The sequence below is a fragment of the Sphingobacterium daejeonense genome, from assembly GCF_901472535.1.
GTDB lineage: Bacteria > Bacteroidota > Bacteroidia > Sphingobacteriales > Sphingobacteriaceae > Sphingobacterium > Sphingobacterium daejeonense.
The window spans coordinates 1,533,264-1,557,501 of the sequence record NZ_LR590470.1 but is presented as its reverse complement, the minus strand read 5'-3'; the positions used below and the strand labels follow the sequence as shown (position 1 = coordinate 1,557,501).

Sequence of the window (24,238 nt, the reverse complement as noted above, 5' to 3'; positions counted from 1 at the left end):
TTAGCTGCTTTTTTTGTTAGATAAATAGTACACCGCCGGAACAATAAAAATGTTGAGCAATGTAGAAGTAAGCAAGCCGCCCAATATCACTTTGCCATAGGACTTTGTATCTCGTTGCCGGGCAAATCGCCCGCAATAGCAAGCGGTATCAATGCCAGCCCTGCGGTAAGTGCCGTCATCAGGATGGGGCTTAACCTGTTCTTTGAGCCTTGTATAACCGTATCGTACAAATCCAACCCCCTCATCACACAATGTATTGTAATGCGATACGAGCAGGATGCCGTTACGGGTAGCCACACCAAACAAGGTGATAAAACCGATAATGGCAGGAATGCTCAAAATGCCACTGGTAAAATAGATGCTGAACACACCGCCAATCAATGCCAAAGACAGGTTGATTAAAATGATGGCGGCTAACTTTACCGTTTTGGAACTCCCGGAACAGTATCAGGAAAATAATCAGAATGGAAAGCAGGGAGGTCGCAATCAAGGTCTGCGATGCTTCTGCCTCCGCTTCAAATTGCCCACCGTATTCAATGTGGGTAATCTTCGGGCAGCTTTATTTTTTCGCCCCACTATCTGTTGGATTTCCTCAACGGCACTAACGATATTGGTTAAGCGAAAACAAAATGTAACCGCAACAATCTACACCAAAGCAATCAGCAATCAGCTACAATTGGACATAAAACGGTACAACAGCCAATACCTCCCGATTGAAATTAAGGTTTTCTCCGATACCCACGACCGATTTTTGATAATAGACCAAGCGGAGCTTTACCATATAGGGGCTTCGCTCAAAGACCTGGGCAAAAAATGGTTTGCATTTTCCCGAATGGATATTGAGGTGGGCAGGATGCTTCACATCTTGAACAAACAATAAACGCTCCGGATTCAGAGGGTTTAATTTTAGTTTCTTGACAATTCTAAAATCCCGCTAAGTTATTTACATCAACTTAGTATAGTTTCTTCTTCAACCATAAACTTGCCCTTACCAATAGTATCAGTACAGGCACTTCGACCAATGGTCCGATAACGCCAACAAATGCCTGTGGAGAATGAATACCAAAAACCGCAATGGCTACGGCTATGGCCAATTCAAAATTGTTCCCGGTGGCTGTAAATGCTATGGACGCGTTCCTGTCATAAGGAACATTCAGGGATTTGCTTATAAAAAAGCTCACGAAAAACATCAATACAAAATAGATGATTAGCGGTATGGCTATCTTAATCACGTCCACTGGCAACTCCAATATCTTGTCGCCTTTCAAACTGAACATCAGTACAATGGTAAACAATAATGCGTAAAGTGTAATAGGTGATACTGCCGGTATGTATTTTCTATTGTACCATTCAATGCCTTTTGATTTTATAAGAACATATCGGCTCACGAAACCTGTAAAAAAAGGAATACCCAAGTATATCAACACGCTTTCGGTAACGTCTTTCATTGATACATTTACATTGAAATTGGCTAATCCTAATTTACTCGGCAATACGTTGATAAAAAGCCAAACCAAAAAACTGTAACTCAATATCTGAAAGACACTGTTCAACGCTACCAATAGTGCCGTATATTCCCTGTTGGCTTTTGCCAGGTCGCTCCATACAATTACCATTGCGATACATCTTGCCAATCCTATCAAAATCAATCCCGTCATATAATCGGGTTCATTCCTTAAAAACAGAACGGCTAACCCGAACATCATTACCGTACCGATTACCCAATTGAGGAATAAAGATATTCCAATTACTTTTTTTATCCTTAAACGCTTTGGGCAATACTGTATAATCCACCTTTGCCAATGGCGGGTACATCATCAGTATCAAACCTATTGCCAGCGGGATATTAATGGTTCCTACGGACAAGCTGTCTGTTACGTTAGAAATGTTGGGAAAGAAATATCCTAATCCTACGCCAAATGCCATAGCAAGGAATATCCATAGGGTAAGGTAACGGTCAAGAAATTTTAGTTTTGGTTGCATTGGTTATTTTTTAATCATTGAAAAAACATAGAACATTTCAGTTGCTATCTCCAAACTCCTTTCCGCATATATCTTTGTCTGCTCTGTTGTGCCGTCTGAAATCTTCGGGTCTTCAAATGTGATAGGTATTCTCTTTTCTGCACCTGCAATAAAAGGACAGCCATCGTCTGCCTGTGAACAGGTCATAATGGCAGTGAATGCCGATACAGGATTGAAAGGGCTATCGTACTTTTTTGAAAAACCGATAATCGGCAAAGCATTTTCACTGTACTTAATAGCATAAACAGGATTGTCCGCTTCCGAAATTTTGAAAGCAGAAAAACCCTGTTCATTCAATGTTTCCACTACTTTCGGAAATAATGCCGTTTCTTCCGTACCGCCCGAATAGCAATATACATTCGGGATATGGTAATATACACTTGCCACCTGTGCCCAAACCTGCGATAAATGGCTTCTTCGTGAATTGTGTGTACAGATGAAATTGAGATTTATTACCTGTCCGTTGCTTACTTTTTGTTGTACGAAGTCTATCAAGGGTTGCAATATGGTTTTACGTTCTTCGCTTACGGTCTGAACATCAGATATTCCCTTTATGGTTTCAGCTAAATTCTTGTACATTACGATTGGTTTATAGGGTTTAACAACAGTCCGAATTAGGCGAACAGCAAGCACTGTTCAGCTCTGATAATTCTACTTTTTGTTTTTCGGCAGGAATACCGCAGGCATCACTTGCCAAACAAGCGGTTTGTTTGTTTTTCAGTACAAAATGGTTTCCGTTAAAATCCAGATTGTATTTGCCAATGGTTTCGCTTTGGTATTCCACTTCTATTTCGGCATCTTGAATATCCAATTTTTCTTCGGACAGTTTGATGATGTTCAATAGTTTGGTCGGCTTTAGCCTGTGTTCAAAATCGTTGGCGTTCCACAACTGGAAGTTGACGACCTTTTCATTTCTGATCGTTCCGCCACAATCAATAAAATGTTTTGGTAACAATACCTACCTCCGTAACGTGGAAATGTTTGGGGACAAATGTTCCGTCCGCTAATTGAAATTCAACATTGTCCAATGTTGGTAAGATTTCTTTGATGTTTGATAGTTTCATTGTTTTGAATTTTGAAATGATTTATTAAAATATTGTATCGTAATATAGCGATGTTAAATATTAAAAAATCACGGCTAACAGCACTTGTTTACCTTTACTTCCTGATCAAAGAATGAATTAAAATCTGCTTGGATTTTTTTCCAAACATTTTTATCGATGCAATAACAAACAGATTTAACCTCGATTGTGCCTTGAATGATGCCGATACTCTTTAACTCCTTTAAATGCTGAGAAATCGTAGCCTGTGCCAATCCCAATTCCTCGACCAGATCATTACAGATACAGGCTTTCTGGTTAATGATATATTGAAGTATGGCAACCCTTGCAGGGTGTGCCAGAACCTTAAATAGAGAAGCTAATCTGTTTTGCTCGTCCGTGAATATTTCTGATTTAGTAAGTCCCATGCTTTGTTTTTTATATATCGCAATATTACGATAATAAATTTAGATATAATATGGTTTGTAAAAAAACAATCAATTCTTTTAATAATCTTATGTGTGGTAAAACCCTACCTCTCAAAGCCAAACTCTGCCACTTTCAGTCGACCTTTTCTTCTCGCTGATACCTTAGCCGTTGCAAGAAAAAAAAACGAACAGGAACAATGATTGGGTTTTTATTGGAATGGGATATATTACACGGGCAAATGCAGAAATCGTCCTACTGTTCACAAAGGGAAAACCTCTTGAAAGACATGCAAGAGATGTTCCACAGGTGCTTATATCTCCCCGTGGAAGACAATCCGAAAAACCTGACAAAATCAGAAAGCGTATTGTTCGGCTTTTTGGGCAAGTTGACAGACTGGAGCTTTTTACAAGACAAAGTTCCCAAAACGATGATGATGATTTTGATGGGTCGGACGTATATGTCAATGAAGTGGACAACTCTATAACGATATCTGAATAAACACTGTTCTGCCAAATCCTGCCTCCCGAAGCCAAACCCTGCCACTTCTTCAAAGGCTCTTGCTCCCTGCTCTAATTTTAGGTTTTACGCAAAATTCTAAACAAAATTTAATTATGAGTACACAGCAAAAAGACCTGTCGTATTTCCGTTTACGACTACAGGAACTCCTGAACAGTAGTTTCCCTGAAAAAGCCAGCAACCAAAAATTTATTGACCAGCGTTCCTCGTGGGCTGCCAATGCCTATGAGGATGCGTTCCGTTCCGGCAATGCCATTGAGCAATGTAATGAGATAGCGAATTACATACTCTTTGAGGGTTTGCACTTCTCCAAGTTTGATATGGTTTTTCAGGTAGTATGCAATGAGTTCGATACCCTAATGGCAGACGAGGAACTGCGGCGGTTCGCTCTGAAAATGTTCCCTGTTTGCGAGAATGTTTTCGCCCAATATGAACTAGCCGATGATTTTGCCTACGGTTATGAGTTTGACCTGCTCTATACCGAGATAACCGGAACCATCGCAATATGGATTGAGGAAAATGGGCTTCAGTAAACGGCAGCATCTCTTGGACAATATCGAAGCCCTGCGGATTGCCTTTACATTGGAAAAAGAGCAACGAAACGCTACCGTGGGTGAAAGACTGTCAATGAAACAATACAGCGGATTTGGCGGTCTTAAATTCGTATTGAACCCCATAGCAAATGAAATAGATATCAACCATTGGAGGAAAACCGAACACGATTTATTCCCCATTACGCTGGAACTCCACAAAACTGCTCAAAGAAAAGTCCGAAGACGATAAGCAATACCGCCGATACGTGGACAGTATGAAAAGCTCCGTGCTGACGGCTTTTTATACACCTCCACAGGTAATTGATGCAATTTCCGAAACCCTGCGGGAAAGCGATGTAAATATTCAGAAATTCCTTGAACCCTCCGCAGGTATCGGCTCGTTTATACAATCCTTTTCCGAAAACCAACAAACCAAAGTAACTGCCTATGAAAAAGATTTGCTGACAAGCAAAATCCTAAAACACCTCTATCCCGAAAGCAATATCCGTGTGAGCGGTTTTGAGGAAATCCCCGAAAAGGAACAAAATAGCTATGATGTTGTTGCAAGCAACATTCCGTTTGGCGATACTTCCGTGTTCGATCTTACGTTTTCCCGAAGCAAAGACCCCGCAAAAATACAGGCTGCCCGTAGCATACACAATTATTTCTTTTTGAAAGGAAACGATATGCTCCGTGAGGGTGGTTTGCAGGTATTTATTACTTCGCAAGGAATTTTAAACAGCCCCAACAATGAGCCGATACGTAGGGCGTTAATGAAAAGCAACCATCTGGTGTCGGTTGTCCGATTGCCAAACAACCTGTTCACGGAATATGCAGGTACAGAAGTCGGAAGCGACCTGATTATCCTGCAAAAGAATACGGCAAAACAACCTCTGAGCGAATTGGAAGAGCTGTTTTGCCAAAGCAGGCAGACCAAATACGATACTTCAAGCAATGCTTTTTTCCGTGACGGTACGAGGGTCATACATACCGACCGTAAGATAGATACCGACCCATACGGAAAAACCTGCAATTATCTATACGCATAAAGACGGTGTTGCGGGGATTGCCAAAGATTTGAAGCAAATGCTTTCCGAAGATTTTGGAAAGCACCTGAATTTTGATTTGTACAAAGGCGAAAGCAACGATGAACCTATCGTACAAATTCCGATTACGCCAACGCCGGCACCTCCGGCTACTGAACCCGAAATCATACAACCCGAACGACCGCGTTTTACTGCACCAGCCATTGTACAGGAAAGCCAGCAGGAATTAAAACAGCTAAGCATTTTCGACCTGTTTGAAAATGTAAATGAAACCGTAGCGGTTATTACCCCGCCAAAGAAAACCACCCAAGCCAAAAGACAAACGACAAAAAGAAAACGTACCCCAAGAGGTCGGCAAACCGACCTCTTTAGCGGAGCGATGCAACAGTCCTATACATCTCCAGCATCAAACGGCACGGTCAATAAAACCTTACAAACCAATGGCACAAAACAGAAAACAATCGGCGATTTATTTTCACAGGCAAACAGTAATGGCCAAGCCGATAAGTCAGCCGGTACCGTACCTGCTACTGTTCCCGAACCTGCTCCGTACAGTGACGAACTCCAACAGTTTCACCGTAACGATTGCCTTGTCGTAGATAACGGTTGGGTCGGCTATTTGCAGGAAGTGGATAAAAGTGATGCAAGGGCAATATTCCACCCGTTGCAGTTACCGTCTTTGCAAAAAGCAAGAGCCGAAGCATATATCCAAGTTCGTGATACCTATATCGACCTCTACCAAAAAGAAGCCGAGAAACATTCAGAACACAAGGAAGAAAGGGAAAACCTTAACCGCTTATACGATGCTTTTGTCAAAAGGTACGGAAATCTCAACAGTGCGGACAATATCAAGCTCATCAAAACAGACAGTGTAGGCAAAGAAATGCCCTATCTGGAGCGTGTCGTTGGTGGTGTAATCCATAAGGCAGATATATTCAGCCGTCCTGTAAGTTTTTCTACCGCAACCATTGCAACGGACAATCCCGAAGAAGCGTTATCGGCTTCGCTGAACAAATACGGAAGCGTGGATTTGGACTTTATGTCCGAAATCAGCGGTATGCCTGCTGATGCTTTGAAAGAAGCCTTACACGGTCTCATCTACTACAATCCATTGCAAAAGGAATATGAAATATTCGAACGCTGGGTTGCGGGCAATGTAGTGGAGAAAGCCAACGAAATAAGAGATTACCTCGAAAGCAATCCCGATGATACCCAAGCTAAAGAAAGCCTTACCGTTTTGGAAGAAGCCCGACCAAGACGTATCGAATTTGAGGAACTCGATTTTAATCTGGGCGAACGCTGGATACCCACTGGCATCTACGCCCGATTTGCATCGCATCTGTTCGACGCAGATGTGAAAATCCACTATTCGGACAGTGCCGATGATTTTTCCGTCACCTGCAAACAGAAAAATGTCCATATATGGGATAAATATGCGGTCAAAGCCCAAAGCCGGACGTATGACGGGATTGCCCTGCTCAAGCACGCCCTTGTCAATACCACACCCGATATTTCCAAAACGGTACAGGTTGACGGAAAGAATGTCAAGGTACGGGATATGGAAGCCATACAAATGGCGAATACCAAGATTGACGAAATCCGAACCTCCTTTAACGATTGGCTCCACGCCCAAAACGATGAGTTCAAGATAAGGATGACTGACCAATACAACGACACCTTTAACTGTTTTGTCCGACCGCACTACGACGGTTCCCATCAGGTGTTTCCGGAATTGGACCGAAAAGCATTGGGTATTGAAGACCTGTATTCAAGCCAAAAGGATGCTGTCTGGATAATAAAGCTCAATAACGGTGCTATCTGCGACCATGAAAGTAGGTGCCGGAAAGACGTTGATAATGTGCACGGGTGCACAGGAAATGAAGCGTTTGGGACTGGCTCACAAACCGATGATTATCGGGTTGAAAGCGAATATACCTGAAATTGCCGAAGCCTACCGCACCGCCTATCCGCACGCTAAAATACTCTATCCGGGCATTGATGATTTTACGCCCCAAAAACGACTGCGGATTTTCGGAGATATTAAGAACAACGAGTGGGATTGTGTGATATTGACCCACGACCAGTTCGGAATGATACCCCAATCGCCCGAAATACAAAAGGAAATCCTGCAATCCGAACTGGACAGTGTGGAGGAAAATCTTGACGTTTTGCGAAGTCAGGGCGATGAAGTAACCCGGGGTATGCTCGCCGGAGCAGAGAAACAGAAAGAAAACCTCGAAGTCAAGCTGAAAACCCTGCAACACGACATTGAAAACCGCAAAGATGATATTGTGGACTTCAAGATGATGGGTATCGACCATTTATTTGTAGACGAAAGCCACCAATTCAAAAACCTGATTTTCAACACAAGGCATTCAAGGGTTGCAGGATTGGGCAATCAACAGGGAAGCCTAAAGGCACTGAATCTTTTGTTTGCTATACGGACTATACAGGAACGTACCGATGCGGATATGGGGGCAACTTTCCTTTCGGGTACGACTATCAGCAATTCACTGACCGAATTGTACCTGTTGTTCAAATACCTGCGACCAAGGGCTTTGGCAAAACAGGGCATTAACTCGTTTGATGCGTGGGCGGCAATCTACGCAAAGAAAAACAACCGATTATGAGTTTTCGGTCGCCAATAATATCGTGGCAAAAGAGCGTTTCCGCTACTTTATCAAAGTGCCGGAACTCGCTCAATTCTACTCCGAAATCACGGATTACCGTACCGCCGAAATGATTGGAATAGACCGTCCCGAAAAGAACGAGATATTTTACAACATACCTCCAACTCCAGACCAGGAGAAGTTTTATTGAAAAGCTGATGGAGTTTGCCAAATCAGGCAAAGGGGAATTACTTGGCAGAAAACCGCTATCTAAAAAAGAAGAAAAAGCAAAAATGCTTATCGCTACGGACTACGCTCGAAAGATGTCTTTGGATATGCGAATGGTAAGCCCCCATTACCAAGACCACGCCGATAACAAAGCTTCCCATTGTGCAGATAATATTGCTAAATATTACAATAAATTCAATGCACAGAAAGGCACGCAGTTTCATCTTCTCGGATTTGGGAACATACAAGCCAAATCAGTGGAATATCTACTCCGAAATCAAACGTAAGCTCGTGGAAGACCACGACATACCTGCACACGAAATCCGCTTTATACAGGAAGCGAAGAATGACAAGCAACGAAAAGAGCTAATCAAAGGAATGAACGAGGGCAAAATCCGTGTCCTTTTCGGTTCTACGAGTATGCTCGGTACAGGTGTGAACGCACAGAAAAGAGCCGTTGCCGTACACCATTTAGATACGCCATGGCGACCGTCCGACCTTGCCGCAAAGGGACGGTAGGGCTATCCGCAAAGGCAATGAGATTGCCAAGCATTTTTAACGACAATAAAGTGGATGTAATCATCTATGCCGTTGAAAAAATCGCTGGATAGTTATAAGTTCAACCTGCTGCACAACAAACAGCTATTTATTGACCAATTAAAATCCAACAATCTTGGTAAACGGACGATTGACGAAGGTGGTATGGATGAAAAGTCGGGTATGAATTTCTCGGAATATGTAGCTATCCTTATGGGCAATACCGACCTTTTGGACAAAGCTAAAATAGAGAAACAGATTGCCGGATTGGAAAGCGAAAGGCAATCGTTCAATCGTTCAAAATCAAGTGCCAAGTACAAACTGGAAGATTATGAGGCAGAACTTGGAAAAGCCCAATCCCGCTATGACCGTATGAGCCTTGATTGGAATAATTTGCAGGGACGTATCCAAAAAAACACTGACGGTTCCGTTGCCAACCTTATTAAATTAGACGTTTTGTCGCCCAATGCGGATATAACAACAAATCGGGTGCAAAGCTCAATCAGCTTGCCGACAAATCCCGAACGGTGGGGGATTATGAAGAAATCGGTAATCTGTATGGGCTTTCAACTTTTTGGTAAAAACGGAAATGTCACAAAAAGAGGGGGTGGATATTCGTGTAAACCGTTTTTTTATTCAAGGTGAGGGTACTATCAAATATACATTCAACAATGGTGTAATGGCAAAAGATCCCGAAACAGCTTCACTAAATTTTATTAAAGCATTGGAAAAGCTGCCCACCTATATCAGAAAAGAACAGGAGAATATGGCAGATTTCCAAAAAAACATTCCAATACTTAAGGAAGTAATCAATGGTACGTGGACAAAAGAAAACCGACTTAGCGAACTCAAAACGGAGTTGGCGGCAATTGAGCGGAAAATACAGTTATCTAACACTCCGGAACCAATAGAAAATTCTACAGAACAAGTCGAAAAGCCAGCAAGAAAATCCAAAGGCTATGGAAAGCGTAGTACCGGACAAAAAGTATTTATATGTCACGGGGAGTATTGTAAAAACATTTACCCATTCATACATTTTCCTAATCACAACATCTCAGGTTCGTTCAATTTATTTCTGGACTGTGATTCATTTCAAAATTGATGAATAAATAGTAGCATAAACCACTACATTACAGAAATAATCTTACACCCACATATCTTATCTGTAGCTCGTTTTGAATCCAAAAAATCAAACAAATTGAATTGTATGTTGTTCTGTCTATGTGTTCTATCAAAAAAAGTCTTTAACATTTCATTATTAAAAGAGAAAAGGAAATTGATAATAATAATATACATCTATGAAATTAGCGATAAAAATAATGGCAATAGCAGGAATACTGTTATTTATCCAAGCGTGCGATAAGGACGATATCAACAAAATCAAAATCCAGAATCACGATGACAATGAAATGATGACTATCATGCACAACATGATGGATGAGATGATGGCCATGCAAATGCCTCCCGACCCTGATAATGCTTTTGCTCTGATGATGCGAATGCATCATCAGGGAGCGATCGACATGGCAAATAAGGAACTGCAATCCGGCGATGATGCGCAAATGAGGGAGATGGCCCAGAAAATAATTAAAGACCAGAAGGCTGAGATTCAAGAATTAACCACATTTCTCAATGGTCACGTACCGCATCTAAATGTTCCCGAATTTGTTACAGAGCAGATGAAAAATATGGAACGCTCAGGCAGAGTGACAGATCTCCAAATCATTAATGGAGACACGGATCACGATTTTGCCATGTTGATGATTCAGCATCATCAAAATGCAATTGGAAACGCAAAATTGGAACTTATTTACGGACACGAAAGTGCTATGCAGACAATGGCAAAAAATATTATTGAAAAACAGGATCAGGAAATCTCGGAGATTCAAACCTGGTTATTAGCTAATAAGAATAGATAAATAATTTCTCACTTTAAAACAATAAAATTATGTCACATCAACAATTTCAAAAATGTATTGACGAATGCTACGCCTGTGCTGTAGCTTGTAACCATTGTGCAGCTTCTTGCTTGCAAGAGGACAATGTAAAAATGATGGCTCGATGTATCCAGCTTGATCTGGAATGTGCAGCCATATGTAGAGCCGCAGCCGAACTCATGAGTTTGGGAAGCCAATATAGCCGTCACCTTTGCAAGCTATGTGCGGAGATTTGTAGAGCGTGTGGAGATGAATGTGCTAAGCATGATATGCAACATTGCAAAGAGTGTGCGGATGCTTGCTACAAATGCGCAGAAGCTTGTGAGCAAATGGCAACGGCGGTATAATCTCATTATTGGTAGAAGTCTAAAAACCTCCAATGAATTCAAACTGGGTAAAGAATTTCAGGACCGTTTCCATTTGTAAACGATAGTTAGGGAAAGAGGAAAATGGACTGGCTCCTTCGCCGAATAATGATCGACGGGAGTGTAAAATAAACTGTGTCAATGGTTGAATTACCGCCCCGCGGGGCGGTAATTCAACCATTTTTCTTATTGCAAATCTAACACCATTCTTCCCGGAAACCAAATTGCTAATTTCTGTGCTGTTGTTCCCCCAATTGGCTAGTGGCATCGTCCATTTCTTCTTAATGTTGTTATGTGCTAAATAAATCAATTTCAATAACGCTATATCGGAGGTGAATGCACCTTTAGTTTTGGTGACCTTACGCACTTGGCGATGAAATCCTTCGATCGTGTTAGTCGTGTATATCAACTTTCGGATGGATTTTATCGTATCGGAAATAGGTGGTCAGACGATCCCAGTTGCGTCGCCAGGATTCAATGACCACAGGATACTTTTCACCCCATTTATCCTGAAGTTCATCCATCCGAAGCTCGGCTAGATCCAACGTATCGGCCCTATATACGGGTTTTAGATCGTTCATGAACTCCTTTTGATCCTTACTGGCTACATACTTTAGGCTGTTTCGGATTTGATGTACTACACAGGTCTGTACTTCGGTGTCGGGAAAAACACTCTGTATCGCTTCGGAAAACCCTTTTAAATTATCGATACAAGCAATTAAGATATCCTCTACGCCTCGATTTTGTAAATCAGTCAATACGCTCAACCAAAAGTTAGCTCCCTCATTCTCCGAAACATACATCCCTAACAGATGCTTTAATGTCCATTTTCGATCAATGCCAAGAATATTGTATACTGCCCGCCGAAAACAAACCGATGGTCTTCTTTTACTTTGTAGTGCATGGCGTCCATCCAAACAATCGTATAAAGCGAGTCTAGACTTCTTGATTGCCACTCCTTGACCTGGGGAATGATCTTATCGGTAATCGAAGAAAGCTAAAATCGTCTCACGTTTCTTAATAAGCTGGGGTTCGAAGTTAGACCGACGGTCACGCGGAGTATCGATCTCGATAGTGCCATCTGAGGTGCGAATCTGCTTGCTGGACTTGCCGTTACGACGATTACCACAAGAGCGTTCAGCTTCATCCAGATGGCTCTCAATCTCAGCTTCTAGCGCTGCTTCTAAAAACTTTTTTCATTAAAGGAGCAAAAGCTCCGTTCTTGCCATAAAGTGATTCACCACTACGTAACTGTTCTAGGGCCAGGTCCTTCATGGACTCAAAATCAAAATCGCTTTCCTTAATACTCATAATTACTATGTCAAAAATAATACTTCTGTTTATTATCCTTGACACAGTTTATTTTACAGTCTCTGATCGACAAAATCGTCTTTTGATTTTATATTTCGTCCTGTTCTTCCATTTTTTTAATCAAAGCATCACGTAAGCTGTCAAGGAATTTCGTTCGGTTCAGCTTTCTTGCTTTGAGTTCCAAAAATGTATGGTAAAAATCGCCCAAATCAACATTAAAACTGTTTTCAAAAAATCTGACTATGGTTATAATATCTGTATTCCCATTATTGAAGACGGCTTGAGAATGCAGTCCGTAAATCAATTCCGTTAAAGCCGCTTTGCTTCCCGTCCAACTTAATGTTGGTAGGTCTATTGATTTATCTTTATAGATTATGTTGTGAAGTTGGTCTTCAAGATAAACTTGAATCAGGTCATTGGCAATTATTTTTGCCGCCTTATAATCGTGGGATGTAGAAAACCGGTGGTCGGTTTCAAAATAAACCGTGTCCAAACTTAACTTTATATCGTGTTTGCCCCGAACAAATAACTTTTCATCTACAAATGAACTGCCTGTTCGGTAATATTTATAGAATTCAAGGTTACTCTCAAAATACCGTTTGAGTTTCCTTAGCTCACCATTAATGTATTTCCTAATAGCTTTTATATCATTAGGTTTTTTTGTCTCTATTTTATAGATAGCGTTATAGTAAATGAGTTTTGCAACAATGACTGGTTTTTTGATATTTTGAAAAAGTGGATCTCTTCATTTATACTATCAAAGCCATTTTTTAGTGTATATTCCTTTATTTCGGAAAGTCTCGATAATATCAACTCGATAATAACTTCATACAAAGCTATGGAACCATCCAGTTCAAGAGACACCTCTTTTATTTCATCTTCTAGTTTCTTTATTATTTCCTCGTAATAATTGCTCATTAAGTAACATTTTTAATTCATCAAAAGAGGTCGGATTCTAAATCCGACCTCATAGAAAGTCAAACTTAATAGGACAAATTCAATCCGAACCCCCAGCCCATATCGCTGTCATAATGGGTAGTAGCGGCAATGTTTCTGGTCAAAATGTATTTTAGACCACCCATATACTCTTTGTCTGTGCCATTTTTGTACTTCTCATTTTTGCAGTTTCACCTACAGGAATATCTATAACAACGTGCGTGGAACCCGCCGCTGCTTTTTTTGAGAGTACCGAAGCAATTAGCTGTCCCTCGCTAATCTATATCGAGGGCTTTTTCGATTTTTATCAGCAGATCATCTGCCGGGCTTAACTGGGCTGTTCCACCCCAAAACGATACACCCCCCTTCCTTATGAACCACTTCTTTTATTTTTTCAGGGAAAGCGTTACATTGGTAAATACTTCCATGGTATCTGCAGTACCGGCAGGCGAGGTAATGGCACGGGAAGACGTTTTGGGCATTGTAAGGCCAAAGGCAGTAACAATGGCAACTACCAACGATGTTGTTCTATTGCCTGGTAACCCTCCGATGCAATGCTTATCAACAACAATCTCCTTGTTCCAGTGCAATTGCATACCAGAAGCAATCATGGCTTTTGTAAGATAGGTGATTTCATCAAGATCCATTCTATTTCCGGCACAGGCGGTGATAAATGCTGTGAGGTCGATATTGGAATAATTGCCCTGAACTATATCCGTAATGATTTCATTGTACGCCAAGTAATCCAGTTTCTGATTGTAGATTTTTGCCCGTACGTGGCTTAAAGATTTAATAGGTTCCAAATGTGAAACATACAAAGTTTCATTTGGGGAAACATTCAGTTTTTTTGCTGCGGCGTCCGATAACCCAATTTCATCAGTCAATAGAAGATTGGATGAAATTACATTAAGACTTGCTACGATGAGTCCGTTGCAGTGGATATTCTAATTCGGGTAAGTGCCTCAAAGCCTTCTGAAGCACAAACGTGGCCAGTTTTCATGCATATATACTACATTCTCGTTTTGAGTGTAGATTCCGAGATGTTTGTATTTTAAGATATTAGATTGGTTTTCCACTTTTCCTGTTATTAAAATTTACGTTTTGGAGTCTATTTCCGAAGGAACCGTCTGTACTATTAACACTCTAAACTTATTCATTATCCATCAACGAGTTAAAGTATTCAACTAACAGCTTCTTATCTTCCATGCTTAGACGAGCACCCCCATGCATCCACGTATATGAACTCAACGGCATTTTACCTTTCTCGATTTGCTCAATAATCTGGCTAAACTTTGAGTTTATCCTTCTCGGGCTGTAATTTGGCAAATCATCAAAGTTCAATTTCTCTTTTCCTTCGGTTATATGATCTGCCATGAACCAACCCAAAGGCTGAACATTAGTGTACCAAGGGTATTGGGTATTATTGCTATGGCAGTCATAGCATGATACCGACAGGATTGCATTAACTTTTGCATCGACCTTAAATGAATCAACAAAAACCTGGCCCGCAGGAACCGGGGATAGGTTCCTTTGGGGGGTTATAAATTGCATTAACACAAACACACTTAACAGAACTGTTAAAATTACTTTGTATGCTTTCGTTCGTTTTCCGTTTTTTTTCATGATCTAATATTAATCAAGTACCATTATCCCCGGTCATAGAGACAGCAACTCGGTAAGTCGTCATAAAACCGCCTTGGGAGCCTTGTCCAGCTCTGTATCGTGACCAACATTAGCAATAGCTTTGCTTATGGCACTTTTTGAGGTTACTTTTGAATCGAAATCCAAATGGATAACTTTGGCATTAACATCCCAGTTTGCGGAAATCACCCCCTTGACACTTTTGGCCGCTTTCTCAATCCGGCTTTTGCACATTTCACAATTTCCTGATACTTTCAACATATCATGGGTCTTATTGACATTGGTTTGAGCATCGCCATGCTGATGTCCGGCAGCCGATGCTGCGCCATCGTTATTCATCATACTGATTTTACCTTCCAGCTGGGCACTTGCATCAACGGTGAAAGCTCCCTTGGTCACGATTTCCTCGCCATTTTCCAGCCCCGACATAACAACATATTGGTCGCCCAATGGAGGGGCCCAAGACGATCTCCCGAAGTTTAAAAGCAGGCGTGGATGTATTTGGCTGTTTTACGTAAACTATGGAGCGCTTCCCTGTCCATAAAACCGCCGACTTGGGAATGACCAACTCATCGTTGTAGCCCTTTAAAGGAGCAGTGATCCTTGCTGTTGCATACATTTCAGGTTTGAGATTGCGATCCCGGTTATCGGCTTCGACCCTGATTTTTGCCGTTCTTGAATTGGCATCAAGGATAGGGTTAATAAAGGCAATCCGCCCATTATAGACTTTTCCGGGCAAACTCCGTAATGTATATTCCAGCTGATCTCCCACCTTTAGAAATGGCAGATCTGTTTCATACGCATCAAAAACCGCCCATAACTTGGAAAGGTTTGAAATGGTGTACAAGACGCTCCCTTGGCCGATATAATCGCCCGGGTTTACATTTTTTGCTATGACAACACCACTTGTATTCGCATATATATTGACGTAGGGTGAAACTTCGTTGGATGTCAATATTTTGCTTATCTGATCCTCTGACACCTTCCATAAACTCAGCTTCTCTTTCGCGGCATCCAATAGGAGGGGCTGCATATCCTGCAATTTTGCAGCTTCGAGCAATTCTTGCTGCGCCGTCAATAAATCAGGCGAATAGATTTTGGCTATCAGTTGTCCTTCTCTTACCGACTCGCCAGTAAAGGTTACGTAAAGATTTTCAATACGGCCATTGACATGCGATGTTTGGGATTGTTGTAAACGTTCGTCCACCTGAATAGTCCCATACAGTTGGACATCTTTAACAGCGTCTTGGTGGCCGACAATCGAAGTCTGGATATTCGCCAATGCTATGGCTTCTTCTGACATCTGGATGGCGTCATCGTCAATTACATCATCACCTCCCCCGGATGATTTCAAGGGAATTAGATCCATTGCACATATCGGGCATTTCCCCGGTTTATCCATTCTGATCTGGGGGTGCATGGAGCAAGTCCATACTGTTTCCCCGTCCTCGGTCACTTCCATTTCAAGGTCATGGCTGTGATCATGGGACGAATTCCCGCCAAATATCGCCCAGCCAAGCAGTAGTCCGGACAATAATATAACCCCGTAAGTTACCGCCTTATTTCTAAAAATATTTTTCAGTTTATTCATTGCTAAGAATTTCAAAATAATTGCATTATTTATGGTCTGCTAATAATTTTTTTATTGACACAACCATCGTATTATAGTTGGCAAGGGCCTCAGCTTTCCTAAGCTGATAGTCCAATAATTGCCGCTGCACCTGAATAACGTTGGTCAAGTCACTTTTGCCTGTAACGAACTCTTTTACGATCAGGTTATATGTCGTTTGGGCGAGCGTAGTTTGTTTTTCGTACAGCTCGATGGCACGCTGAGCATCATCCAGTTGGCTTTTGAGACTGTAAAACTCGCTTTTCAAAGTGTTGAAGGTGTTTTTAAAGTTCTCTTCGCTTGATTTTCGCCATAGCCTGCTTTCGTTTTGCTGGGCATTGTATTTTTTACGGAAGAGTGGCAGGCTCACTGAAACCATAGGCATGACCATATCCTTACCGTTCATCCCGTCCATGGCCAGCATTGAATTATTCGTCCTTCCCACAACCATGTATTCCACACCGATACCAATCATGGGATAACTCATTTTCCGATCCATTTCCGCTTTTGCCTTAAATGCCAAGCCTTCTTCGGCAATCATTTCAAGCATGGGGTTGTTTGCCTCAATAACCCTTAGTGCCTCTTCCTCGCTATATAAAAAATTCAGCTTGTGGATCTCTTGTCCCAGCATGACCTTTTCAGTTGCTTCCCGATTCAACAATGCATTGAATTTTGCTTTTTCGGCTTTAATCTGAGCATGTAAACTTTCAATGTTATTTTCAATTTCGACAATTTCCAATTGGATACGAAGCACCTCTGACATACCCGATCCGGAGCCACCTTCCATTGCTCCCATGCCACCACCGGACGGCATACTCATATTCTGATTAGTAGCAGGAGCTGAATTGCCTCCTCCCATACTCATCCCTCCCATACCCGATGAAGCACTAGATCTGGTTGGTGAGGAAGGCGTATTACTGCTTACGACGGGTGCTACACTTGATTGTGAGGTGCTTGAGGGCGCAGAGAATTTCCGTATTGCCAATTGTTCCAATTGTTTTAGAAACACTTGGTTTTCCTGATTATTCTTGAGTTGCTCGTTCAATTTTTGCATCGTGTACCACTGTGTGCTGACCTGAAGGATCAGATTATTTATGGCTTCCCGATACTGTTGATCTTGCATATTGGCCATATGTGTAGCCTCTGTGCGAGCTGCTTTTCTCGTGCCGAACCATGGAAACATTTGCATCAAGCTCACATTTCCAATAGAACGCCCTCCTATAATTTCCATAGGCATCGTATATGCTTCCATGGACAATTCGGGGTCTTGGTATGCTCCGGCTTGCGGAATTTTTTCAAGGTATGCCTCATGCGCATACTTTTGTGATTTTACACCCGGATTATTTTCGATTGCGACTTGTATATAATAGGACAGCGAATCGGTGGGGTAGTCTTGGGCTAAAGCTTGCGAAAAAATGCTTAAGCTTGTTAATACAGCCACGGTTATATACCGATTTATCTTATTCGTTTTCATTCGCTATATTTTTATTATTTTTTCTATTTTCTTTTTTAGTGGCAGATTCCCTCCACCAGCACTGGAATACTGGAACCACAAACATGGTCATGGATTGGATCAGCATGCCGCCGAAAGTCGGGATGGCCATTGGTACCATGATTTCCGCACCTTTACCGGTAGAGGTCAGGACAGGCAGTAAGGCGATCAGTGCTGTAGCAGTGGTCATCGCTGCCGGTCTGACACGCTTTAAGCCTGCGTATATGACTGCTTCCCGTATTTCATCTTTTGTTCTGGGGTTCCGTGCTTCAAATGTATCGTGGATGTATGTTCCCATTAATACACCATCACTCGTCGCCAGTCCGAACAGGGCGATAAATCCTACCCAAACGGCAATGCTGAGATTGATGCTGTGCATCTGGAACAGATCCCTCATATTTGTCCCTCCGACAGAGAAATCCATAAACCAAGGCTGTCCGTAAAGCCACAACAAAATAAAACCTCCTGCAAGAGCTACAAAAACACCGGAAAAATGAATTAACGATGCTGTAACCGTTCGGAACTGAAAGTAGAGAATTACTAAAATGGCTAACAAACTCAGTGGTATAATAAGCATTAGCCTTTTTGCGGCACGTTCTTGCTGTTCATAATTTCCGGCAAACTTATACGTCACCCCGTTGGGTAAATCCAGTTCTCCAGACGCTATTTTTTCCTTTAGGAGTTGATCCGCTTCGTATACTACGTCGACTTCCGCTATGCCACTTTTTTTATCAAAGATTACATAACCCAACAAAAAGGTATTTTCACTTTGGATCATCTGAGCGCCCTTGGCATATTCAACATCCACCACATCCCCCAATGGAATCTGAGCTCCTGTAGCTGTCGGAATGATTATTTTTCGCAACGCATCCGGGTCATCCCGTAATTCTCGTGGGTAGCGCAGGCGAACGGGAAACCGTTCCCGGCCTTCGACTGTAGTGGTCAACGTCATACCGCCGACTGCCGCACTGATTACTTCCTGAAGCTCGGCAACGGTAATACCGTATCTGGCCATTCTATCCCGGTTCAGATGGATTTCGATATAGGGTGCGCCAACAGCCCTGTCGTAGAAAACGGTCGATGGCATAACAGATGGAACATCCTTTAAGGCTGCTTCCAAGGCCTTGCCACCGATTTCAATCGACTCCAGATCCGGACCCGAAACCTTTAGCCCCATCGGAGCCCTCATTCCCGTAGAAAGCATTACCATTCTCGCTTCTATCGGTTGCAACTTAGGAGCGGAAGTCAATCCGGGCAGATGGGAAACATTGACGATCTCTTGCCATATATCGTCGGCCTTTTTAATTTCAGGACGCCATCTGCGGAAAAATTTTCCGCTTTTATCTTCAATCAGACTGTCCCGTGGTATGGAACGGAAACCATCGGAAACAGCATAGGTCTTGTCACCTTTCAACACGAATTCTCCGGAACTGTTTACCTTGAACCTTTCACGATGCCCGTCTTCATCCAGATAAAATTCCGGGATATAATTGATCGTATTTTCAAACATCTGTGTAGGAGCCGGATCAAGTGCAGAATTCACACGGCCCCATTTTCCTACGATAAGTTCGACTTCCGGTATGTTTTGAATACGTTTATCAAGTGTTCTGATCAATTGCAGGTTTTGTTCAATCCCAGTATGCGGCATACTGGTGGGCATCAAAAGGAAAGAACCTTCATTGAGGCTTGGCATAAATTCCTCCCCGATACCGGGAAATGTTTCGGTGGATTTTTGCCAGAAGGCAGTCTCCCGAAATGATTTCCAACCTGTCTTTTCGAAGCCATTTGCAACAAAACCAAAACTCTTCTCTACGCCCATCCATGCTAACATTCCGAATAATAAAGTAATGATAGGGATGGCCATGAATTTCCACCGGTTGGAAAGTGACCATCGAAGAATCTGTTCATAATAGATCACCAATGCCCATAACATTCCCAGGATGGAACCAATGGCAAAGAATACGAACACAAAGTTAAGTGTGGTGCTTGCCTGCGTGCCGAGTGGCAGCCACTCAACCGTCAGGTAATACATCGCTACAAAAAGTGTGATAGCTACATTAACGTAGTTGGCAATTTTTTCTCCTTTCCATCTTGGTGTAAACAGGTTGTTGACTCCGATCAAAGTCAATGCGAACGCGACAAAAACACCTGTATAGATCCAAAGAGCGATACCGGCAACTACCAAAACGTAGTTGGCTATCCGGCGAACTTTACTCCCATTGATACGGATTGAAAATATATAATAAGCCAGTGTTGGCAAGATAATAATGCCTAACACAAAGGCTGAAACCAAAGCAAAGGTTTTGGTGTATGCCAAGGGACCGAACAACTTACCTTCTTGTGCTTCCATCATAAAAACAGGTAAAAAGCTGATGATCGTGGTGAGCATCGCCGTTGACAAAGCACCCGACACTTCCGCAACAGCGGTGGAAATCAAGTTTACAAAGGCTTTCCCCCGACTCTCAACACCCTTGGCTTTTTCTTCATCCATATGGCGTAGTATGCTTTCGATAAAGACAATCCCCACATCCACCATGACCCCAATGGCAATGGCGATTCCCGAAAGGGCAACGATATTCGCCTCGACCCCCATTTGTTTCATGATTATGAAGGTCGCCAGTACGCCAATGGGCAAGATACTGGATATAAGAATCGATGCTCGCAGGTTGATCACCAGCACGATCACAACGATAATACAGATCAGGATTTCGTGTGCTAAAGCATTTTCCAGCGTCCCGATGGTTTCCTGGATTAAACCCGAGCGGTCATAAAACGGAACGACGGTGACTTTTGAAATAGTCCCATCCTCTAATGTTTTTTGAGGGAAACCTGCCTCCATTTCTTTGATCTTCGCCTTGACATTATTGATGACTTCCATGGGGTTGGTTCCATGCCGGGCAACTACTACACCGCCAACTGCTTCCACGCCTTCCTTATCCAATCCACCGCGTCGTGTGGAGGGTCCCAAATTGACAAACCCAACGTCTTTTATCTTTACGGGAACATTATTGCGCACAGCCACTACGGCATCTTCAAGATCCTGGACACTTTTAAGGTAGCCCAATCCACGCACCAGATATTCCGCTTTGTTTATTTCGATCGTCTCTGCACCGATATCCAGGTTGCTGTTTTGGATAGCCGACATGATATCCATTACGGATACATTGTATGCGCGCATCGCATCTGGATTGATATCGACTTGGTATTCTTTTACGAAACCTCCGATGGAAGCCACTTCGGAAACCCCTTCCGATGCTGCCAAATTATATTTGGCATAGAAATCCTGAATCGTGCGCAGCTCATCGGGGTCCCAGCCTCCTGTAGGTTTTCCGGTTTCGGGATTGCGTCCCTCCAGTGTATACCAAAAGACCTGCCCCAAAGCAGTGGCATCCGGCCCGAGCGTGGGCGTTACATCGGATGGTAATGTGCCGGCAGGCAATGAATTCAGTTTTTCCAGAATACGGGAACGGCTCCAATAAAACTCAACATCCTCTTCAAAAATGACATAGAGGAAGGACATGCCGAACATCGAACTGCTCCGGATTGTTTTTACGCCGGGGATGCCCAGTAAGGAGGTCGTGAGTGGATAGGTAATCTGCTCCTGTATATCTTTGGGAGACCTCCCCATCCATTCGGTCGCAACAATTTGCTGGTTCTCCCCAATGTTCGGAATCGCATCGACCGGCACAGGATCGCTCGGCAACGCATTTTGATGCCAATTAAAGGGCGCTGTAATCAGCCCCCATATAAGGACAACCACAAGTAATAACAGTGTTATTACTCGGTTCTCCAAAAAATATTTGATAATTTTTTTAAGCATAACATATACATTGTTTACATTTTAATATCAGATACCAGCCTACAGAAATCGACCGGTACCTGATATTTGAATTTCAAATCTTAATCAGCGTTTTTACTTCAGTTCTTCCTGAACTTCACCACATGTTAGCATATCTTCACCATAGTAAGGGTTTTTGACCTCTTTGCTATCGCTTAACCAATATGCTCCTTTGTTGTCATCGTACATCGAGCAAAAAATCTTGTACATGGGCTTTTCGGTGCCGAATTCTTTTGTTATATCATAAAAATCCTTGCTCAAGATCACTAAATGTTCTCTTTGATGAGCGATATTGCCTATGTTATCACCTATGTGCTCCGAATGTTCCTGAATATCAGCAGCGATGTCATCGAAGGTGCTTTTCTGTTCTGCACTAAAGCCCTCGGTATTAATCTTGGGGAGTGCTTCCAGCATGCCTTTAGCTGCATTTGCGGCTTCTTTATCATTATCGGAAGACAAAGCAAAAGTCAGGTGCTGGTAATGGGAAAAAAGTTCCGAAAAAGTTCCCTGGTCGCTTGCAGCGTTGCTTTCGTTGGATACCGTTGTTTCAGTATGGACGTCGCTTTCTGATTTTTTTTCAGAAGCGCCATTGCATGCTGCCAAGGTCAATACGGATGAGGCTAGTAAGCCTACAAATAAATGTTTCATTGTCATGATTTCTGTTTTTAATAATTAAAATTGATTTATGTAATTTGTATATGTAGTATTATTTTCAAAATATGATACTTCCCCGTTGTTGCCCGTAATTGCTATTATAGCAGTCGCTTTATCTATCTGCTTTTTGGAAAATGGATCTATGGCAACGCGTGTAGAAGGATCTTTTGGAATACGTTCTTTACACATCTGGCAACATCCGTAATATATTTTTCCTTCAAAATTTACCTCAAATTGTTTTTTGCCCATGTATTCATTGTTGACCATGCATACCTCTTCCGACGGAACTACATCGCCCATTTCAAAGGCATTGTGGTCACGGGTATTTGTATTTGAGCTTTTTGAAGTATATGTATTGTCTTGCACCTTTAGTGTAGGGTTATTGTTGCATGAACTAAATATGACTACAATAGAAGTAACGATCCCAATCAATAGACATCTCATAATGGCTGACTAATTTAATTTTTCAATAGTACTACCGCAGGTCAGCATTTTTGAACCGTAATACGGGTTTTTGATATCCGTACTTTTACTTAACCAAGTTGCACCTTTGCCATCGTTGTACATCGGGCAGTTTTGGTAGTACATAGTTGTTTTTTGCTTTGATGCGTTTGCCAATTCATAGACATTCTTAGAAAGTAGGGCAAATGCCCTCCGTTGCTTTACGACGTCTTTCGATTTCGAGATGTTTTCTGTGTTTAAAGACAGTTCCTTCATGACCTTCATCCATACGGTATGCTCTTTGGGAGAAAGTTCACCCATATCCACTGTTTTAATAACTGTGGCTAATTCAGTAGCATTTGAAGATGCTATATTTACATCTGCGTTTACCAAAGCATCTTTTATGGAAAAATACTTGTCAAATACGGCATGTAATTGTGATAAATTTTGTGATGGAATATTCTTTGCTTGAGCTGTTCCACCATGGTTGTGATGTTGCTCGTTCTGGTTTTGCGCAAAGCTGTTTGCTGCGGATAGTAATACGGTGATTACCATCAATATTTTTGATATTGATTTCATTTGGAACCTTATTAAGTATTAAAAATGGTAAATAATCAAAAGCCAGATCTGGCTTTTAATAAAACATGTATTGCGGATAGGTGCAAAATCAACCGATTTCGCACACCTATGGCTATACAGTACTAATTTAACTTATTTTAGGCGGTTGCCAAATGGAAGATTCCCCTGTAGAATAAAAGGGTTCTTTGTATAAAGGGTATGATTTTTTACTTTTAGAAAAAACAGGATTTTGAGCGTTCCTAAAAAATGGGGGTGTTGCAGAAAAACTATTAGAAGAGCTGTGGCAGGACGTAGGTCCACAATTTCCAGAGCATTCATTGCTCGTGTCATCCTTAGACTTACAGCAGTCTTTCTCACATTGATCTTCTGAATGATGCTGCTTGTTGGCACTGCAACATGACTTCTCCTTGATAACAATTTCTTTGGAATGCGATTTACACGCATAGGATTGCATTGGGATTATAAAAAAGCCCAA

At 42.0% G+C, this 24,238-nt stretch carries 30 protein-coding genes and 3 pseudogenes; 14 read left to right on the top strand and 19 right to left on the bottom strand.

All coding sequences use genetic code 11. The annotated features are described in order from the left end of the window. The gene (locus tag FGL31_RS30295) at window positions 1–387 is read right to left on the bottom strand and encodes an efflux RND transporter permease subunit (RefSeq protein WP_446677064.1); all 387 of its coding nucleotides are present in this window, start codon (window positions 385–387) and stop codon (window positions 1–3) included. A gap of 16 nt (window positions 388–403) precedes the next feature. On the opposite strand from FGL31_RS30295, the gene FGL31_RS30290 reads away from it, so the two are divergent. Beyond that, entirely contained in the window at window positions 404–880 is a 477-nt protein-coding gene (locus tag FGL31_RS30290; protein ID WP_262709056.1) for a hypothetical protein, read from the top strand. A gap of 73 nt (window positions 881–953) precedes the next feature. Here the strand turns inward: FGL31_RS30290 and arsB are convergent. The 4 genes and pseudogenes from arsB to FGL31_RS07400 form a co-directional block, all read right to left on the bottom strand. Further along, window positions 954–1,983, bottom strand: a pseudogene (gene arsB, locus FGL31_RS07415) (ACR3 family arsenite efflux transporter). Window positions 1,984–1,986: 3 nt separating this feature from the next. Continuing rightward, a complete protein-coding gene (locus tag FGL31_RS07410) occupies window positions 1,987–2,601 on the bottom strand; it encodes a low molecular weight phosphatase family protein (RefSeq protein ID WP_002993237.1) in 615 nt (204 codons plus the stop codon). Window positions 2,602–2,620: 19 nt separating this feature from the next. Then, a pseudogene (locus tag FGL31_RS07405) lies at window positions 2,621–3,086 on the bottom strand (DUF6428 family protein). 74 nt (window positions 3,087–3,160) lie between these two features. Then, window positions 3,161–3,490, bottom strand: a complete 330-nt coding sequence (locus tag FGL31_RS07400) for an ArsR/SmtB family transcription factor (protein ID WP_002993233.1) — start codon at window positions 3,488–3,490, stop codon at window positions 3,161–3,163. A 169-nt stretch (window positions 3,491–3,659) separates the two neighbouring features. Here FGL31_RS07400 and FGL31_RS07395 point away from each other — a divergent pair, with 169 nt between their 5' ends. The 13 genes from FGL31_RS07395 (at window position 3,660) to FGL31_RS28835 (ending at window position 11,244) form a co-directional block, all read left to right on the top strand. Beyond that, the gene (locus tag FGL31_RS07395; RefSeq protein WP_002993231.1) at window positions 3,660–3,989 is read left to right on the top strand and encodes a methyltransferase-A70 family protein; all 330 of its coding nucleotides are present in this window, start codon (window positions 3,660–3,662) and stop codon (window positions 3,987–3,989) included. 113 nt (window positions 3,990–4,102) lie between these two features. Next, window positions 4,103–4,540, top strand: coding sequence for a DUF1896 domain-containing protein (locus FGL31_RS07390; protein ID WP_002993229.1), 438 nt, complete (start codon window positions 4,103–4,105; stop codon window positions 4,538–4,540). Continuing rightward, the gene (locus tag FGL31_RS29735; RefSeq protein WP_232046373.1) at window positions 4,527–4,790 is read left to right on the top strand and encodes a hypothetical protein; all 264 of its coding nucleotides are present in this window, start codon (window positions 4,527–4,529) and stop codon (window positions 4,788–4,790) included. The genes FGL31_RS07390 and FGL31_RS29735 overlap by 14 nt, the downstream gene beginning before the upstream one ends. Before the next feature lie 25 nt (window positions 4,791–4,815). After that, entirely contained in the window at window positions 4,816–5,589 is a 774-nt protein-coding gene (locus FGL31_RS29730; protein WP_232046372.1) for an N-6 DNA methylase, read from the top strand. A 37-nt stretch (window positions 5,590–5,626) separates the two neighbouring features. Then, window positions 5,627–7,525 (top strand): DUF8437 domain-containing protein, encoded by a 1,899-nt coding sequence (locus FGL31_RS29725; protein WP_232046371.1) that lies wholly within the window; start codon window positions 5,627–5,629, stop codon window positions 7,523–7,525. Then, window positions 7,413–8,216: a helicase-like domain-containing protein gene (locus FGL31_RS29720; RefSeq protein ID WP_512745610.1), complete on the top strand. Its 804-nt coding sequence runs from the start codon at window positions 7,413–7,415 to the stop codon at window positions 8,214–8,216. Before FGL31_RS29725 ends, FGL31_RS29720 begins: the two co-directional genes overlap by 113 nt. After that, a complete protein-coding gene (locus FGL31_RS30505) occupies window positions 8,173–8,406 on the top strand; it encodes a helicase-like domain-containing protein (protein WP_512745609.1) in 234 nt (77 codons plus the stop codon). Before FGL31_RS29720 ends, FGL31_RS30505 begins: the two co-directional genes overlap by 44 nt. A gap of 7 nt (window positions 8,407–8,413) precedes the next feature. Beyond that, the gene (locus FGL31_RS29715; RefSeq protein ID WP_232046369.1) at window positions 8,414–8,710 is read left to right on the top strand and encodes a hypothetical protein; all 297 of its coding nucleotides are present in this window, start codon (window positions 8,414–8,416) and stop codon (window positions 8,708–8,710) included. Next, a complete protein-coding gene (locus tag FGL31_RS29710) occupies window positions 8,622–8,942 on the top strand; it encodes a helicase-related protein (protein ID WP_394366129.1) in 321 nt (106 codons plus the stop codon). Before FGL31_RS29715 ends, FGL31_RS29710 begins: the two co-directional genes overlap by 89 nt. A gap of 66 nt (window positions 8,943–9,008) precedes the next feature. After that, window positions 9,009–9,605 (top strand): hypothetical protein, encoded by a 597-nt coding sequence (locus FGL31_RS29705; RefSeq protein WP_232046368.1) that lies wholly within the window; start codon window positions 9,009–9,011, stop codon window positions 9,603–9,605. Further along, window positions 9,550–10,062 (top strand): hypothetical protein, encoded by a 513-nt coding sequence (locus tag FGL31_RS29700; protein WP_232046367.1) that lies wholly within the window; start codon window positions 9,550–9,552, stop codon window positions 10,060–10,062. Before FGL31_RS29705 ends, FGL31_RS29700 begins: the two co-directional genes overlap by 56 nt. A 196-nt stretch (window positions 10,063–10,258) precedes the next feature. Further along, the gene (locus FGL31_RS07380; RefSeq protein WP_002993226.1) at window positions 10,259–10,879 is read left to right on the top strand and encodes a DUF305 domain-containing protein; all 621 of its coding nucleotides are present in this window, start codon (window positions 10,259–10,261) and stop codon (window positions 10,877–10,879) included. A gap of 29 nt (window positions 10,880–10,908) precedes the next feature. After that, complete coding sequence (locus FGL31_RS28835) at window positions 10,909–11,244, top strand: four-helix bundle copper-binding protein (protein WP_002993225.1); 336 nt, start codon at window positions 10,909–10,911, stop codon at window positions 11,242–11,244. 19 nt (window positions 11,245–11,263) lie between these two features. Here the strand turns inward: FGL31_RS28835 and FGL31_RS29695 are convergent, their stop codons facing one another. From FGL31_RS29695 to FGL31_RS07325, 14 genes and pseudogenes are all read right to left on the bottom strand, one after another. Continuing rightward, complete coding sequence (locus tag FGL31_RS29695) at window positions 11,264–11,671, bottom strand: hypothetical protein (RefSeq protein WP_394366128.1); 408 nt, start codon at window positions 11,669–11,671, stop codon at window positions 11,264–11,266. After that, window positions 11,655–12,235 (bottom strand): annotated as a pseudogene (locus FGL31_RS29690) (IS256 family transposase). The gene FGL31_RS29695 and the pseudogene FGL31_RS29690 overlap by 17 nt, the downstream one beginning before the upstream one ends. Window positions 12,236–12,239: 4 nt before the next feature. After that, window positions 12,240–12,413, bottom strand: coding sequence for a transposase (locus FGL31_RS29685; protein WP_394366185.1), 174 nt, complete (start codon window positions 12,411–12,413; stop codon window positions 12,240–12,242). A gap of 248 nt (window positions 12,414–12,661) precedes the next feature. Next, window positions 12,662–13,243: an RteC domain-containing protein gene (locus FGL31_RS07365; RefSeq protein ID WP_446677078.1), complete on the bottom strand. Its 582-nt coding sequence runs from the start codon at window positions 13,241–13,243 to the stop codon at window positions 12,662–12,664. Further along, the gene (locus FGL31_RS30285) at window positions 13,240–13,491 is read right to left on the bottom strand and encodes a hypothetical protein (RefSeq protein WP_446677063.1); all 252 of its coding nucleotides are present in this window, start codon (window positions 13,489–13,491) and stop codon (window positions 13,240–13,242) included. The genes FGL31_RS07365 and FGL31_RS30285 overlap by 4 nt, the downstream gene beginning before the upstream one ends. Before the next feature lie 404 nt (window positions 13,492–13,895). Continuing rightward, window positions 13,896–14,393, bottom strand: a complete 498-nt coding sequence (locus FGL31_RS24845) for a hypothetical protein (RefSeq protein WP_232046366.1) — start codon at window positions 14,391–14,393, stop codon at window positions 13,896–13,898. Between the two features lie 265 nt (window positions 14,394–14,658). Beyond that, window positions 14,659–15,132, bottom strand: a complete 474-nt coding sequence (locus FGL31_RS07355; RefSeq protein WP_002993219.1) for a heme-binding domain-containing protein — start codon at window positions 15,130–15,132, stop codon at window positions 14,659–14,661. Window positions 15,133–15,192: 60 nt separating this feature from the next. Beyond that, complete coding sequence (locus FGL31_RS24840; RefSeq protein ID WP_232046365.1) at window positions 15,193–15,579, bottom strand: heavy-metal-associated domain-containing protein; 387 nt, start codon at window positions 15,577–15,579, stop codon at window positions 15,193–15,195. Further along, window positions 15,524–16,741, bottom strand: a complete 1,218-nt coding sequence (locus tag FGL31_RS07350) for an efflux RND transporter periplasmic adaptor subunit (protein ID WP_232046364.1) — start codon at window positions 16,739–16,741, stop codon at window positions 15,524–15,526. Before FGL31_RS07350 ends, FGL31_RS24840 begins: the two co-directional genes overlap by 56 nt. Before the next feature lie 25 nt (window positions 16,742–16,766). Continuing rightward, window positions 16,767–18,233, bottom strand: coding sequence for a TolC family protein (locus FGL31_RS07345; protein ID WP_002993217.1), 1,467 nt, complete (start codon window positions 18,231–18,233; stop codon window positions 16,767–16,769). Further along, a complete protein-coding gene (locus FGL31_RS07340; protein ID WP_002993216.1) occupies window positions 18,220–22,071 on the bottom strand; it encodes an efflux RND transporter permease subunit in 3,852 nt (1,283 codons plus the stop codon). Before FGL31_RS07340 ends, FGL31_RS07345 begins: the two co-directional genes overlap by 14 nt. A gap of 93 nt (window positions 22,072–22,164) precedes the next feature. Next, window positions 22,165–22,743, bottom strand: a complete 579-nt coding sequence (locus tag FGL31_RS07335; RefSeq protein WP_002993215.1) for a DUF3347 domain-containing protein — start codon at window positions 22,741–22,743, stop codon at window positions 22,165–22,167. Between the two features lie 18 nt (window positions 22,744–22,761). Continuing rightward, window positions 22,762–23,187: a hypothetical protein gene (locus tag FGL31_RS07330; protein ID WP_002993214.1), complete on the bottom strand. Its 426-nt coding sequence runs from the start codon at window positions 23,185–23,187 to the stop codon at window positions 22,762–22,764. A 9-nt stretch (window positions 23,188–23,196) separates the two neighbouring features. Next, window positions 23,197–23,763: a DUF3347 domain-containing protein gene (locus tag FGL31_RS07325; protein ID WP_232046363.1), complete on the bottom strand. Its 567-nt coding sequence runs from the start codon at window positions 23,761–23,763 to the stop codon at window positions 23,197–23,199. Window positions 23,764–24,238: the final 475 nt, after the last annotated feature.